The 15107-nt window shown below is 37.2% G+C and carries 16 protein-coding genes; 1 reads left to right on the forward strand and 15 read right to left on the reverse strand.

The genetic code is table 11. The features are described 5' to 3' along the window. Positions 1 to 78: 78 nt before the first annotated feature. The 5 genes from rsmA to metG all read right to left on the reverse strand — a co-directional run bounded on the left by rsmA (position 79) and on the right by metG (position 6035). Entirely contained in the window at positions 79 to 960 is an 882-nt protein-coding gene (rsmA, locus tag ACOMCU_RS23115) for a 16S rRNA (adenine(1518)-N(6)/adenine(1519)-N(6))-dimethyltransferase RsmA (protein WP_010857020.1), read from the reverse strand. Next, a complete protein-coding gene (rnmV, locus tag ACOMCU_RS23120) occupies positions 953 to 1519 on the reverse strand; it encodes a ribonuclease M5 (protein ID WP_421051544.1) in 567 nt (188 codons plus the stop codon). The genes rsmA and rnmV overlap by 8 nt, the downstream gene beginning before the upstream one ends. A 167-nt stretch (positions 1520 to 1686) precedes the next feature. After that, positions 1687 to 2898: a G5 and 3D domain-containing protein gene (locus ACOMCU_RS23125; RefSeq protein ID WP_010857018.1), complete on the reverse strand. Its 1212-nt coding sequence runs from the start codon at positions 2896 to 2898 to the stop codon at positions 1687 to 1689. 135 nt (positions 2899 to 3033) lie between these two features. Continuing rightward, positions 3034 to 3804, reverse strand: a complete 771-nt coding sequence (locus ACOMCU_RS23130) for a TatD family hydrolase (protein WP_010857017.1) — start codon at positions 3802 to 3804, stop codon at positions 3034 to 3036. A gap of 254 nt (positions 3805 to 4058) precedes the next feature. Then, a complete protein-coding gene (gene metG, locus ACOMCU_RS23135; RefSeq protein WP_421051545.1) occupies positions 4059 to 6035 on the reverse strand; it encodes a methionine--tRNA ligase in 1977 nt (658 codons plus the stop codon). 347 nt (positions 6036 to 6382) lie between these two features. Between metG and ACOMCU_RS23140 the strand changes: the two genes are divergently transcribed. After that, positions 6383 to 6661: an AbrB/MazE/SpoVT family DNA-binding domain-containing protein gene (locus ACOMCU_RS23140; protein WP_010857015.1), complete on the forward strand. Its 279-nt coding sequence runs from the start codon at positions 6383 to 6385 to the stop codon at positions 6659 to 6661. A gap of 283 nt (positions 6662 to 6944) precedes the next feature. Here the strand turns inward: ACOMCU_RS23140 and rsmI are convergent, their stop codons facing one another. The 10 genes from rsmI to ACOMCU_RS23190 form a co-directional block, all read right to left on the reverse strand. Then, the gene (rsmI, locus tag ACOMCU_RS23145) at positions 6945 to 7817 is read right to left on the reverse strand and encodes a 16S rRNA (cytidine(1402)-2'-O)-methyltransferase (RefSeq protein WP_010857014.1); all 873 of its coding nucleotides are present in this window, start codon (positions 7815 to 7817) and stop codon (positions 6945 to 6947) included. Then, positions 7814 to 8077 carry a GIY-YIG nuclease family protein gene (locus tag ACOMCU_RS23150; protein ID WP_010857013.1) on the reverse strand — a complete coding sequence of 88 codons (264 nt, stop codon included), beginning with the start codon at positions 8075 to 8077 and terminating at the stop codon, positions 7814 to 7816. The genes rsmI and ACOMCU_RS23150 overlap by 4 nt, the downstream gene beginning before the upstream one ends. Then, positions 8061 to 8810 carry a tRNA1(Val) (adenine(37)-N6)-methyltransferase gene (locus ACOMCU_RS23155; protein ID WP_010857012.1) on the reverse strand — a complete coding sequence of 250 codons (750 nt, stop codon included), beginning with the start codon at positions 8808 to 8810 and terminating at the stop codon, positions 8061 to 8063. Before ACOMCU_RS23155 ends, ACOMCU_RS23150 begins: the two co-directional genes overlap by 17 nt. A gap of 63 nt (positions 8811 to 8873) precedes the next feature. After that, positions 8874 to 9230, reverse strand: a complete 357-nt coding sequence (yabA, locus tag ACOMCU_RS23160) for a DNA replication initiation control protein YabA (protein WP_010857011.1) — start codon at positions 9228 to 9230, stop codon at positions 8874 to 8876. A gap of 26 nt (positions 9231 to 9256) precedes the next feature. Next, entirely contained in the window at positions 9257 to 10072 is an 816-nt protein-coding gene (locus ACOMCU_RS23165; protein WP_010857010.1) for a PSP1 domain-containing protein, read from the reverse strand. Beyond that, the gene (gene holB, locus ACOMCU_RS23170; RefSeq protein ID WP_036130853.1) at positions 10065 to 11069 is read right to left on the reverse strand and encodes a DNA polymerase III subunit delta'; all 1005 of its coding nucleotides are present in this window, start codon (positions 11067 to 11069) and stop codon (positions 10065 to 10067) included. Before holB ends, ACOMCU_RS23165 begins: the two co-directional genes overlap by 8 nt. 406 nt (positions 11070 to 11475) lie before the next feature. After that, positions 11476 to 11916 (reverse strand): YaaR family protein, encoded by a 441-nt coding sequence (locus ACOMCU_RS23175; RefSeq protein WP_010857008.1) that lies wholly within the window; start codon positions 11914 to 11916, stop codon positions 11476 to 11478. 177 nt (positions 11917 to 12093) lie between these two features. After that, positions 12094 to 12423 carry a cyclic-di-AMP receptor gene (locus ACOMCU_RS23180; RefSeq protein ID WP_010857007.1) on the reverse strand — a complete coding sequence of 110 codons (330 nt, stop codon included), beginning with the start codon at positions 12421 to 12423 and terminating at the stop codon, positions 12094 to 12096. 170 nt (positions 12424 to 12593) lie between these two features. Then, on the reverse strand, positions 12594 to 13223 hold the full coding sequence (tmk, locus tag ACOMCU_RS23185; RefSeq protein ID WP_010857006.1) for a dTMP kinase: 630 nt from the start codon (positions 13221 to 13223) through the stop codon (positions 12594 to 12596). A 17-nt stretch (positions 13224 to 13240) separates the two neighbouring features. After that, complete coding sequence (locus ACOMCU_RS23190; protein WP_421051547.1) at positions 13241 to 14665, reverse strand: aminotransferase class I/II-fold pyridoxal phosphate-dependent enzyme; 1425 nt, start codon at positions 14663 to 14665, stop codon at positions 13241 to 13243. Positions 14666 to 15107 lie beyond the last annotated feature (442 nt).

The following is a 15107-nucleotide window of genomic DNA, read 5'->3' on the forward strand; positions in this document are numbered from 1 at the left end:
ACAATAAATGTTGTCAACTTATTTTTTATAAAAAACTATATTTTTTTTCATACTTCTTGAAAATGTTAACAAAATTTATTACTTTGCAAACGTTGGATACAAGCAGTCGGCTAATTTCCCAAACTCAAAAATGGAAAGTGTTTCTCCTCGACGTGTAGGTTCAATATCTGCAGCCGCTAAAGCTTCTAATATTTTTTCTTTATGCGCCTTGCCGTTCGGTAAACCTGACTGTAAGTTATTGAAGATTGTTTTACGACGCTGTACGAATGATGCACGTGTGACTACAAACAGAAAATCCTCATTCAGAACTTTTACTGGTGGTTCATCATGTTTAATAAGGCGGATAACGGCAGAATCTACATTAGGCTGTGGCATAAATACAGTTTTCGGTACTGTCATCGCAATTTCAGCCTTCACATAATATTGGATTGCAATCGACAACGAGCCATATTCCTTCGTTCCTGGCTTTGCTGTTATACGATCTGCAACTTCCTTTTGCATCATCACAACAAAGCCTCGGATTGGTAGACGGTCATTTAATAATTTCAGTAAAATCGGTGTTGTAACGTAATAAGGTAAATTAGCCACGACCATAATATCTTCAATACCGGGCATTTCCTCTTCAATTACTTTTGCTACATCTGCCTTTAAAATATCTGAGTGAATAATCGATACATTATTATATGGACTTAATGTATCCTCTAGTACTGGTAATAAACGCTGATCGATTTCAAACGAAACGACTTTTTTTGCGCTCCGTGCTAAATGCTCTGTTAATGCGCCAATACCAGGTCCCACTTCAATAGCACCACTGTTTTCGGTTAAGTTTGCATGACTAACAATATTTCGTAAAATGTTTGGGTCAATTAAAAAGTTTTGACCTAAGCTCTTTTTAAATGAAAATCCGTATTTCTTTAAAATTTCCTGTGTTCGAATCGGCGTTGCAATATCCTTATGCATTATTTTCCTCCTGATCTAACTGTGCGACAGCCGCACCAAATTGCTCTTCTGTTATTTGAAACATTTTTAATCTTTTATGAAGTTGTTTACCGTTTGTTGCGCCGATATTCAATATTTCCCCTAGACGATCACGACGTGCTTTTGCTCGTAGATGGCCAATTAAACTTGCTGTCATTAAATCTTCAAGTGTGATATCATCGGCGATTTGATTTTCACTATTTGGGGTATAGACTAGCAGTAACGCCTCACGAATATCTTCATCTGCGGCATGCTCAATCCCTAAACCTTTACCGTTTTTCGCGATTGTTTTTGCTTTTGGCAAAAATGCATGTTTCACGCCCTCTACACGCTGCTCGATAATAGCACGAATTCGACGTCCTGGATAATCTGGGTCTGTAAAAACAATAACACCACGTTTATCCTGTGCATGTTGAATACGCTTTAGTGTCTCCTCTGAAATAGCAGACCCATTCGTTTCTATTGTATCTGCTTGAACAGCTCGTTTTATTGCTGTCGTATCATCTTTTCCTTCAACAACGATGATTTCTTGAATTTGCAAAAAAAGCTCCTCTTTTCTACCTTATCTTCAGACCATTTTACAACTGCCCTGTAGGATTGTACAGAAATACTCGGCTCTTTGTTTTTTTACGTAAAAAAGCTTTCCTGCCAGTCAATACAGGAAAGCCAATGCTTAGTGAATAACGTTTGATATATTTTACAATTTTTTTAATTTAATACTTTAATGCGCACTTTCTTACGCCCCCATTTACGAGCCTGGGCATCTGATTGTACTAGTATATCGATCTTATTACCCTTAATTGAGCCGCCAGTATCCCCAGCAATCGCTGTTCCATAACCTTCAACCCATACTTTTGAGCCAAGCTTAATAACAGATGGATCTACTGCAATTACTTTCAGGCCAGAGTCCGAACGTAAATTGATGCCTGTAGCAGATGTCCCCGAACAACCTTTACAATAAGGCGTATAAGCTGTTGCAGTTACATAAAATTCTTTCCCACTAGCGGGCTCCGTTGAACCACGTGATACAGTCGTTGCACTCGCTACAAGCTTCTTAGTTCCCACTGAAACCACTTTCTTAGTGGGCTCTTTTATTACTTTTTCAGATTGTAGATTTTTCGCCACAACCTTGCCATTTTCCTTCACGACTTCATACGTTCGAGAAATTGAACCTTTCTCGCCCGCTGTTACTACCTTCTCTTTTCCCTTTTGCAAAGAAGCGTCTTGCTTCTTTTCAACTGCGAAATCTAAAGAGTCTTCCACTACATCGATAACCTTTTCTACGCGAACTATTGCGATTTTACTCTCTGGAGTGATAACGTCCTCCAGGTTATTCTCGACACGATCGAATTCATTTAACTGAACTCCCTGTTGTTTTAAAAAGTTAGCGACCGTAGTCGAAGTGGACCAAACTTGTCTGTTCTCTAAGCCATCGACAAGCGCTACCTGAAACGCTTTTTGAATATCGATTTTGTTATCTGCTCCTACTTCTGTATCCAAACCTTGAACTAATGCGTCATGCTCTGATACTTCGATATTGGCATCCTTCAAAATGTTCTTCACTAGTTTTTCAGTTGTCCAAACTTTTGACTGATTTCCGTCAACTGAAATGGTTACTTCTTTTGCCTGTTCCCATGTAATTGCTATTCCGTTAACAATTTTGGTGTTCAGAGAGGGTGATATTTTGTCATGCGCTGCTACATCTATATTTTGATTTTGTAAAAATTCTTCTACAGTTTTGGCATGCGTTGCTACTTCAATTGCTTCTCCGTTAGCGTCAAGCGTTACGGTTTTTTTGGTACCTTGATAAAGTACGAATGATATTACAGTTACAAACAAGATAAGTGTTGTAATTCTTATCATTGTTTGCTTACTCCTCAATGATCCTAAGAACAAGTTTTTCATGGATTTATTTGACATGAAAAAACGCCTCCTTAATACAAAGTTGGATTATACGGACTAGATTTAGCACTGTCAACCCAAATGTAATTCAAAAAAAATGACTGTGCTTTTTTAAGCCCACCACAAATCCAGTATTGGAGGCGTCTCAGCTAGTTAATCGTTAATCCCAAAAAATTTTTTCGCATTGGCTGTAGTTTCCCTCGCTACATCCTCAATTGGTAACTCTTTTAAACGGGCAATTTCTTCTGCAACTAATGGCACTAATGCTGGCTCATTACGTTTCCCACGATATGGATGTGGGGCTAAATATGGGGCGTCTGTTTCAATCATCAGATGCTTTAAAGGTATCTCTGTTGCGACTTCCTTTGGCATCCGGGCATTTTTGAAAGTCACCGGCCCCCCAAGACTAATCATAAAATTCATAGCAATACATTCGCGTGCAGTTTCTACACTGCCACTATAACAATGCATAACGCCTCCTACAGAAGCAGCATTCTCTTCACGTAAAATTTGTACAACATCACTTGTAGCGTCTCTGTTATGAATAACAATCGGTAATTTTACTTTTTGCGCTAAATGAATTTGTTTGCGGAATAGTGCTTGCTGAACATCCTTTGGCGATTTATCCCAATAATAGTCCAAACCAGTTTCACCAATACCAACCACTTTAGGATGTGCTGCTAAGTTTTCAATCCACTTCAAATCCTCTTCGGTACAATCGATCGCGTCAACCGGATGCCAACCGATAACACCATAAATAAAATCATGTTGTTCAATTAGTTCCATTGTTTTCTCGATAGTTTTACGGTCGAAACCAACAACAACCATAGTCTCAACCTTAGCTTCAAGTGCTCTACTAATTACTTCTTGTAAGTCTTCTTCATACTGATCTGCATTCAAATGTACATGTGTATCGATAAACATTGTCATTCTCCTAACATTGATTTTATTAAAAAATATTATTTCATATTTTGCGTAAACATTACAAATGCGTTACAAACAATTTGTCTTTATGACATTTCACACAACTGCTATTAGGCTTTTTGTTACTATATACCCACCAATATCCGTTAAATAATACGAAAGAATTATTTTGAAATAACAAATTGAATATTTTTAAGACAGATTGGAAAGGCCTGCTGAATTTTTTTCCATTCAGCAGGCCTTTCATGAATTTTTTACTTAACTTTTGCACCATTTTCAAGTTTTGGATCAACTGTTGCTAACTTTAAAATCCCATCTTTTTCACCAGCTAGGATCATTCCTTGCGATAATTGACCACGTAATTTAACTGGTTTTAAGTTTGTTACCACGATAACTTTTTGACCAATTAACTCCTCTGCCGAATAGAACTTAGCAATTCCCGAAACTACTTGACGTTGCTCGTATCCAAGGTCTACTTGGAGCTTTAATAATTTGTCTGCTTTCGGTATAGATTCACATGCAGTAACCGTCGCTACTCGGAAATCTATTTTCATAAAATCATCTATGGTGATTTCTGGAATTACTGGAATCTCCTCAGATGCAAGCTCTGCTTTTGGTTCTTCGACTTGAGGGGTTTTCACTGAGCCACGCATTTCCTCACGTATATAGGCGATTTCGATTTCACTATCTAAACGAGGGAAAATAGGAATACCTTTATCTGCCACTTTAATGTTTGCTGGAATAGTATTGCCGAATGTTTCAATTGTTTCCCATGCTAAGAATTTGTTATCTAAACCGAGTTGGTCAATAATGCGTATCGGTGTAGATGTCATAAATGGTTGTAACATGACAGCAATTTGGTGTAAGCTTTCTGCTAAATTTCGCATAACGGACCCTAGTTTCGGCTTGTCTGATTCCTCTTTCGCTAATACCCATGGTTGTGTTTCATCAATATACTTATTAGTACGTGAAACTAGCGTCCATAAGTCTGCTAATACGACACTAAACTGCATTTTTTCCATACTTTCTTCATATTTAATACGAACAGATTCTGCTTGCGCTTTTAATGCTGTATCAAATTCTGTCGGTTGTAGATTTTCAGCAGGAATAATGCCGTCGAAATATTTGTTAATCATTGAAATTGTACGGTTTAATAAATTGCCCAAATCATTAGCCAAGTCGAAGTTTGTACGTTCAACGAATGACTCTGGTGAAAATACTCCATCAGAGCCAAATGGTAGTTCGCGTAATAAGAAATAACGTGTAGCATCTAACCCATAGCGCTCTATTAGCATTTCAGGATAAACAACATTTCCTTTTGATTTAGACATTTTTCCATCTTTCATCATGATGAAACCATGTGCAAACACTTTTTTTGGTAAAGGTAAATCCAGAGCCATTAAGAAAATTGGCCAATAGATTGTATGGAAGCGCACGATATCTTTTCCTACAACATGTACATCTGCAGGCCAATATTTGTTAAACAATGTTTCATCGTCTGAAAGATAGCCTAAAGATGTAATATAGTTTGTTAACGCATCTACCCATACATAAATAACATGCTTAGGATCACCAGGTACTTTAATGCCCCAATCAAATGAAGTTCTTGAAACAGATAAATCTTCTAGCCCTGGTTTAATAAAGTTGTTGATCATTTCATTTTTACGAGATTCCGGTTCAATGAATTCAGGGTTTTCTCCATAATAAGCTAATAGACGATCTGCGTATTTCTTCATATTAAAGAAATACGATTCTTCTTTTACTTTGTGAACAGGACGTCCACAGTCTGGGCAGTTACCTTCTACTAATTGTGTCTCCGTAAAGAATGATTCACAAGGTGTACAGTACCACCCTTCGTATTCGCCTTTATAGATGTCGCCATTATCCAAAAACTTTTGGAAAATCTTTTCGACAGCTTTCGTATGACGCTCCTCAGTAGTCTGGATGAAATCATCATAAGAGATGTCCATCAAAGACCATAGCTCTTTCGCAGTATCTGCAATCTCATTTACATATTCTTGAGGATGTTTTCCCGCCTCAGTAGCTTTTTCTTGAATCTTTTGACCATGTTCATCCATCCCAGTTAAAAAGCGTACATCATATCCACGTAATCGTTTGTAACGAGAAATAGTATCAGAAGCTACTGTTGTATACGCGGTACCAATATGAAATTTTCCACTTGGATAGTAAATTGGGGTTGTTATATAGAATGTTTTGTTTTGTTCGCTCACGAGTACTGCCTCCATTGTTTCACAATATACTATCTATTCTAACGAAGTACGAAATTCGTTTCAATGAAAGATTATTGATTGCGAAAATTGTCGAATAATATATAAATCCATTTAATGTATTTTAAAGGAAGCTTTTTTACTATAAATTTAAATCTATAATAAAAACCTTTTAAAAAAACCAATATATCTGTTTTCTTCTCAGAAATTTTTACACTTAGAAAATTAATGCTGTATTAATTAATTGACGTTTATGGCATTACTTGGTATGATAACTATCAGACAAGGAAATAATGTCGAAATTTGACGAAACACCAATATAACTTTTAATTTTCAGGAGGAAAAAAATTATGAAATCAACAGGAATCGTTCGTAAAGTCGATGAATTAGGTCGTGTAGTAATTCCTATCGAACTTCGCCGTACATTAGGTATTGCTGAAAAGGACGCTTTAGAAATCTATGTCGATGATGACAAAATTATCTTAAAGAAATATATGCCTAATATGACTTGTGCTGTTACTGGTGAAGTTTCTGATGATAACTTCCGTCTAGTTGGAGGCAAATTAATTTTAAGTCCAGAAGGCGCAGAAATGTTAATGAATGAAATTCAAAATAACTTAAAAAAATAATCACTTTCCTACACCTAAATCGACAACGGGGATTTAGGTGTTTTTTTATTATTTGCTATAAATTGCTTTTTTATATGAGAAATTTAATTATTTCTCATTGGAAATATCTCAACATTGACTCATACTGTCCATGTCAGACTTCCCTTCCTTAAGAGTACCCTTTTTTAAAATTATTATCAATTTAGAATTTAGACAATTTATAGTAGTTTCATGCCTCACGATGGAAGATAAATAATTAGCTTAACAAAAAAGGTTGCCTCCTTAGAGACAACCGATTTCATATTTACTCGCTATGGTATTCATTATAAATATCACGTTTAGCTACTTGACGTAATTTGGCTACTTCTTTAATTGCTTCTTTTGAAGTAACACCTGATTCAGCAATCACATAATCGACATGATCGACAACAGTCATTGCCTCCCAGTATGCTACTTCTGTATTTTCCTCTTCTACATTGCTATTGCCTTCTAGGACAATACAAAATTCTCCACGGATTTCCTCAGATTGCGACCATTCTACTGCTTCTGTTAATGTACCGCGTAAAAATTCCTCGAATTTCTTTGTTAGCTCACGTGCTAGTACAACACGACGATTGCCGAGAATTAGCTCCATATCCTTTAATGTTTCCTTTAATCGATGAGGTGCCTCATAAAATAAAATCGTTTCTTGGCGTTTTTTTAGCACCTCCAATTGTTGTCGACGTTCTTTTTTACCACGGTTTAAAAAACCATAAAAGAAAAATGGTTGCGGGGTTAAACCGGAAGCAATTAAAGCTGATAATGCAGCATTCGCTCCTGGCACTGGTACAACTGCAAAACCTTCTTCGATTGCTTTTACAACAATATCTGCACCTGGATCTGAAATACAAGGTAACCCCGCATCACTTACTAACGCTACCGTTTTTCCCTCACGTAAGAAGCCTAAAAGTTTCTCTCCTCCCACGTTTATATTATGTTCATGATAACTCACCAACGATGTTTCAATTTCAAAATAATTACATAACTTCTTCGTATTTCGTGTATCCTCCGCAGCAATCACATCCGCTTCTTTTAGAATACGCAGTGCACGTACACTCATATCCTCTAAATTACCAATGGGTGTCGCTACTAGATATAAACATCCTCCATCATGCATCGTACTTTTTTGCGATATCATAATTCATTCCTCCCTACATATTTTGTCTTTTGCGTCCGTGTTAATTGCTTAAAAGCATATTCTGCACGCATTGCCTCTTGTTTTGTATTAAAGGCCTCTACATAAATACATTTCACCGGACCTCTTGCTCTTGTATATTTTGCACCCTTACCTGCATTATGTGTTGCAACACGTTTGTCTACATTATTTGTATAGCCTGCATAATAAGATTGATCTGCACATTCTAGTACATAGAAGTAATGTCTATTGTTCTTTTCCATAAAGCATTTCTTTCACTTCAGCTGTATATTCGTTGTTTGCATCGTACACATATAGAGGTGCTAAAATCTTCAAATCTGGCTTACCATCTTTAATTCCTTCTATTAATAAAGTATTCGCTTCTTTACCCTCTTTCGGATAAATCAGCTGGATACGCTTGGGCTCTAGTCGATTTAAACGCATAGCTGTGACTATATCAAGTAAACGACCAGGACGATGAACAAATGCGGCTTTTCCACCTTGCTTTAATAATTTACTGGCAGACTGCACTGCTTCTTCTAACGTTAAATGAAGTTCATGACGTGCAATGGCATAATGCTCACTTAAATTCTTATCGCTCGCTTCATGAGCTAGAAAATACGGAGGGTTACAAGTCACAACATCATACTTTTCAATACCAAGTTGTGATGGAATTTGTTTCACATCACCAAGCACCATATGAATTTGTTTCTCCAATTTATTGTATAGAATACTTCGCTCTGCCATATCAAACAAACGAGGTTGTAATTCTACTCCTGTAATTTGCCCCTTTGTTCGCGCACTCAAAAACAATGGAATTACACCATTACCAGAGCATAAATCAACAATTTTCCCTTTATGATATGGCACATTGACAAATTTCGAAAGTAGCACTGCATCCAATGAAAAAGAAAAAACAGATGGGCTCTGGATAATACGTAAATCCTCTGCCAATAAGTAGTCCAGCCTTTCATCATCCTTCAACCAATTTTCCATAATTCTTCCTCCTACTATACAAAACAAAAGACTGATACCACCGAAGCGGGAATCAGTCTTCTATTACACATTTTGTTTATTTAAAAATGATAGACAAAACAGGCAATCTTCACCTTTACGTGAACTACCAAAGTGAACATGACAAACATGAAAACCTTCTTGGTATAGACGTGCTAAGTTATCATATCCCTCGCCAATATCTAATGGAGTCTCTTTTTTCTCGTTTGTAGCTTGTACGATGTTTTCTTTCGAAAGCAGTTCTTCTAAACGTGTACGAAGGTGATGATTTTCTGTTTCGAGTGCCTTATGTTCTTCCATCATTAACGCTACAAATTGCTTCAATGCACTAAACTGCTCCTGCATTGCTTCGAGCTGTTGTTCGAACTCCATAACGGTATCTAAGAAATTACGGTCCTTCACCCAAGCCACCTCGTTAATTCTCTATCTTATATAAGATTTTTTTCGCCTGCTAGTAGTTCCTCTAGTGTATACTCAGCTGTGCGCTCTTGCTCTTGTAAATATACTTGAATGAGTCTTTCCAGCACATTTAAACCTACTACTTTCCCACGGCCATCTGGTGTCATTGTTATTTCACCAATGTCTGGCATACCTTCTTTAGCTTCTTCGTATTCATCATTTTCGTACTTCAAGCAGCACATCAAGCGACCACAAAGTCCAGATATTTTGGAAGGATTTAAAGATAGATTCTGATCTTTTGCCATTTTTATAGAAACTGGCTCAAAATCACCTAAAAATGTTGAACAGCATAGCATACGGCCACAAGGACCAATGCCTCCCAATAGCTTTGCTTCATCACGAACACCTATTTGACGAAGCTCAATACGTGTTCTAAAAACAGAAGCTAAATCCTTTACAAGGTCTCTGAAATCAACACGCCCTTCAGCTGTGAAATAAAAGATGATTTTATTACGATCAAATGTATATTCAACATCAACAAGCTTCATTTCTAGTTTATGCTCGATGATTTTTGTACTTGCTAGTTCAAATGCCCGCTTTGACTCAGCCGCATTTTCCTCAACTTGTATACGGTCACGTTCATCTGCTGGCCGTAGTACTTGCTTAAGTGGTAATACAACATCATTATCCCCCACTACTTTTTGAGGAACAACCACTTTCCCGTACTCTACACCGCGAGCTGTCTCTACTATGACATATTGGCTGTCTTCAAGTAGAAATGATGCTGGATCAAAATAATATATTTTACCCGCTTTTTTAAAGCGGACTCCCACTACATTATACAAATGTATATCCCTCCTGCAGATTTAGCATTAGCTGCTCCATCATTAACGTCCTATTCATGTTACGATGTAAAGATGCGCGAGCCTGTAATATGGCTTCCATTTGACTAGACAGGCGTTCGTAAGTCGAATGTAACGCGGTTTCTTTAAAGGACTGTAACATGTCTGGATAAGTACAAGCTGCTTCGGGATTAGTTTTTATTGACACTATATCACGGTAAGCAAATAGTAGTAAATCCAATGCTTGCTCCATCTCGCCTTTTTCCTTAAACAGTGGCAACCATTCTTCATGTACAACGAGCATCGCTTCATGTACATTTTTACGAATTGCCTCTACTAATTTTAACACTGTTTTTCGAGCATGTGCAAACTGCTCATCATTTGCTAAAAAAATAGCCGTTTCGAGCTCGTTCGTCATCATGCTCACGGTAGAAGCCATCGATTGAGGAATATTGTTTTCCTGCAAGTGCTTTAACAGTACTTGACGTGGCATTTTCTGAAATTTTATATGCTGACAGCGCGAGCGTATTGTTGGTAAAATAGACTGCATTTGCTCAGTTAATAATATAGCCGTGACTTCGCCTTCTGGTTCCTCTAAAAATTTTAATATCATGTTAGCTGATGCAATATTGAGACGGTCTGCATGATGAAGTACGTAGATTTTACGCCCTTCCTCAACACCCACCATCTTCATTTCTGCAATAAGTTCTCTAATTTGATCAATTTTAATGAATTGTCCATCTGGATAAATTTGATGAATATTAGGATGATTTCCCGATTCAACACGTCTGCAATTTCGACATGTTTCACATGGAACATTATGTTGCGGATGCTCACATAGCATTAATTTGACAAAAAATTGCATGATATCTGCTTTTCCTGTCCCTTTTTCGCCATCAAAAATATAAGCATGGGCCAATCTATTTTTGTCAAAAATCGTTTGAAGCTGTTTCATTACGACTGGTTGTAGTGTGAATAGCTCTTCAACATTCTTGGCCATTTTCATTAAATTCCTTCCTCTATCAACTACGCCTTGGCGTAATATACCCTGTCTCTACAAAATATCTGTAGCTGACGCTTTGTTATCACTTCGCCTTGGCGCTGATAAACATATCTGTCCTGATTCTGAATTGTGTTTAAGTCAACACTATGTTGGTCATTTAACGATTAACACTAGTCATGGTGTTTTCTATTAACCTTTGTGCCTGCCGCTGACATTTCTAGGCTTTGGGCAGATAAAATTATTTCCTAGGTTAAAGTGTTCTCTAAGCTAACGACCTTAACCAGCTCTTTTATCATCCACTGTTTAATTGAACCCTGAAGTTCACCCTATATGCTGTGGAGTAAGGATTCCTGTTGAATAAATTTGAAAAAAGCCCGCGCCTACAAGTGAAAAGACACGGGTTTTACATATATAAATTAATTAATAAGCCTTTAATCTCTCCGATTTTATCGAGAAGGTCTATTGCTTCCTTTTCTTCATCTAAAAGATCCTGTGCAAGCTCCACGAGACGAGTATCGATCGTTTCGATTATTTTTAAGCGTCTCCCTTCGCCAAAGCGATTCCATGTATGTGATTGTTTTAATTCCATACCATGCTCTACAGTTTCCTGTAAGAAGCGCTTCACAAGCATTTTAAATCGAGCAAGTTCACGTAAATTGCGGGATCTTGCAACACGATCTCCAGCAGTAGAAATATCCCCCAATAATCGTGTTAGCTGTTCAGTCTGCAATTTAGAACCTTGCTTGACGACCATATCACCAAATCGGTTATTTAGATTATTATTTTGTAGTGGCTCTTTGCGATTAGTATTTAACCCAACACGTATATCTTGATTGATTTTCAAGCTGTATTCGCCCCCACACGCTGTCATATCAAATTCGCCTTAACGAACTTGCCCTTATCTATATCTATTCAAAATTTCACACAGAAAACCTCGCGTCTTAAATTAACATTGGGCATACAATACTAATTCAAAGCCTGACGCGATGTTCTCTATCTGTAAGTACTTTCTGATTTAAATTTAAAAATGGTGAAATTGTTCGATTGGTAATACAAAAACAGTAGCGCCTCCTACCTCTACCTCCACAGGATAAGGTATATATGAATCTGCGTTACCGCCTAATGGTGAAACCGGTGCAACCATTTGTTCACGCGCTCGACAATTATCACGAATTATATCTAAAACTTTAGGTATGAGGGAGTCTTCCGTTCCAATGAGAAACGTCGTATTACCAGAGCGTAAAAAGCCTCCTGTACTCGCTAACTTTGTTGCGCGAAACTGATTTTTCGTTAAAGCATTCGATAAGCGGCTACTATCCTGATCTTGCACCACAGCTACGACTAACTTCATCCGCACTCACCCCTATTATAAAATTAACCTTGAAAGGTTTTAAAATTGTTTAATCACAATCCAGATTCACTAACATCTAATGAAAATCTATTTTAAAGGCCTTCACCTGTAAAACAAAAATTAATTAGATGTTACCATTATATCACAATACGGTAGACAACTTCACACTTTTACTGCATTGCTTCAGTCAATAATGACCATACATCTTCAATAACATGCTCAATATTTTGGTCTGCGTTGATAACACGTATACGTTCAGGGTAACGTTCAACTAATTGTAAATATCCTTCACGAACCTTCTCATGGAAGGCCAAGCTTTCAACGTCTAAACGGTTCACTTCGCGTTCATCATGTGCATGAATACGCGCTAAACCAACTTCTGGTGCAAGGTCAAATAAAATTGTAATATCCGGTAATTCCTTCCCAATGGCAAACTCATTAATAGATAATACCTCATTTACACCAATACCACGTGCATATCCTTGATAAGCTAAAGATGAATCGATAAAGCGATCACAAATAACTATCTTACCAGCATCTAAAGCTGGTCGTACCTTTTCAAAATAATGTTGACTTCTCGCTGCTGCATATAATAACGCCTCTGTACGTTCATCCATCGCCGTATGTGCCGGGTTTAAAATGATGGTACGAATTTTTTCAGCAATCTCAATGCCACCCGGCTCTCTTGTCGCTAACACATTTATATTTTTTTCTGCAAATCGCTCAGTAATCTTTTGAATGACTGTTGTTTTTCCAGCACCTTCTGGCCCTTCAAATGTTATAAATAAATTGCATTTCATACTGTTATTGCCTCCAACTATTTCATGACCTCGATCATTTTTTCTTCTAAGCGATGATTTCCTTGAAAAGTTGCACCAGTTGCTAATAACTCCTCAAGCTGACTCAACTTTGCCACTGTTATTTTTTCTCCTGGAACTAATAATGGAATACCCGGCGGATAAGGTATAATCATACTTGCAGCAGTTCGTCCCATTGCACGCATATACGGAAGCCATTCCTTATCCATATCGGCTATTTCCTCGAACGTGTAAGTAGGTTCGGAAATGGCAATAAAATGATACGCTGTTTGCGTAGCAGTTAGTATTTCTTTTTTTTCTGTGCATAATAACGCTGTCACAGCATCTTTAATACGCACACGTATCTCGGCAAATGGATAGATATGTCCAAGCTTCAAAAGTGGTAATACAAGTAACACTTGATGAGCATCTGCTAGCTCCGCATAAACATGTTTAGCTTCTAATGCCTCTTGTAATTGGAAACCATTATAACCATCCACACGAAGCAATAACTTTAAAGGATCATCTACTTCGATTACCTGCAGCGAACCAATGGCACGTAATGCTTCTACCCACTGATTTTTTTTCTCTATTATATATGCACCATCACTCTCCATATATGTCTGTACATAATAGCGTGCATCGTCTAAAGATGCTAACAATAAATAGGACGGACTGCTGGATTGTAGCATACGTAAGTAGTGATTAATTTTATCAACATCAACTAATTGTGAGTTAACATGCATAAACGATGCCATTGTCATGGCAGGTAATGTTTTATGCGCAGATTGCACTACAACATCTGCCCCATATGTTAATGCAGAAGGTTGAAATAATGCACAAACACTAAAATGAGCTCCGTGCGCTTCATCTACCAAGACAGGTATCCTTTTTTCATGACAATAGGCAATTTGTTGCTGCAGTTCTTTTGAAACCATACCATAATAAGTAGGATACGTTAAAACAACTGCCTTCACTTCTGGATAATTATCCACTGCTTCTTTAAGGTCTTTAAATAAAATATGTGTGGCTGTTAATGTTTGATCATCCCAAAGCGGTGAAACATATATAGGCTTTGCTCCAACAAGCTCAATAGCATGGAAAATAGATTTGTGTGCATTACGTTGTACAATAACTTTATCGCCTTTTCGGCACGTGGCATAAATCATTGCTAAGTTCCCAACAGTTGTGCCTCCTACTAAAAAGAAACTTTTCATCGCACCATATGTTTCAGCCAGTAAAGCCTCTGCCTCTAAAATCATTTCCTCTGGATGATGTAAATCATCTAGACCTGATAATTCGGTCACGTCATAACGCATTACATCTTTAAAAGCTTGCGGCAAATGAGACAATTCACCATGCTTATGACCTGGCACATGAAAAGATATATTTTGTTGTTGTCGAAAACGTTCTAATCCTTCCACAATTGGCTTTTTCTTTTGCAAAACAAGACACCCATTTCCGTTATATTGTCCTTTAATTATACGGGATTCTAGCTAGATAAAAAAGCGATCCTACAAAATAGATAAGATCGCCTCCTCGCAATATGATTCATTATAAAGGGTAGACATTATTGTCATCTTATACTTCTTAGACGGAGTCTATCATTTGCTTTTAATACGCCAAGAGTATTGACTTTAATTCTCTCAAATTTTGCATCTCATAATTTTCTTCAAATTCCCCACTATACTCCATTAAAAATAACTTTTCTAATGTCTTTATAGACTAGCACCTAACAACTTCAATCAATGCCAATACAATATGGATATACTATTATTCTTTAATCAAACACTTTTTTCCGTTCTAGTGCCAAACAAAATAGTCTTCCTCATTACTATTTCAATTAAAATAAAAAAAGGCCAAAGATTTCTCTTTGACCTTTTTACA

The sequence above is a fragment of the Lysinibacillus sp. UGB7 genome (genome assembly GCF_049058285.1).
GTDB lineage: Bacteria > Bacillota > Bacilli > Bacillales_A > Planococcaceae > Lysinibacillus > Lysinibacillus sphaericus_B.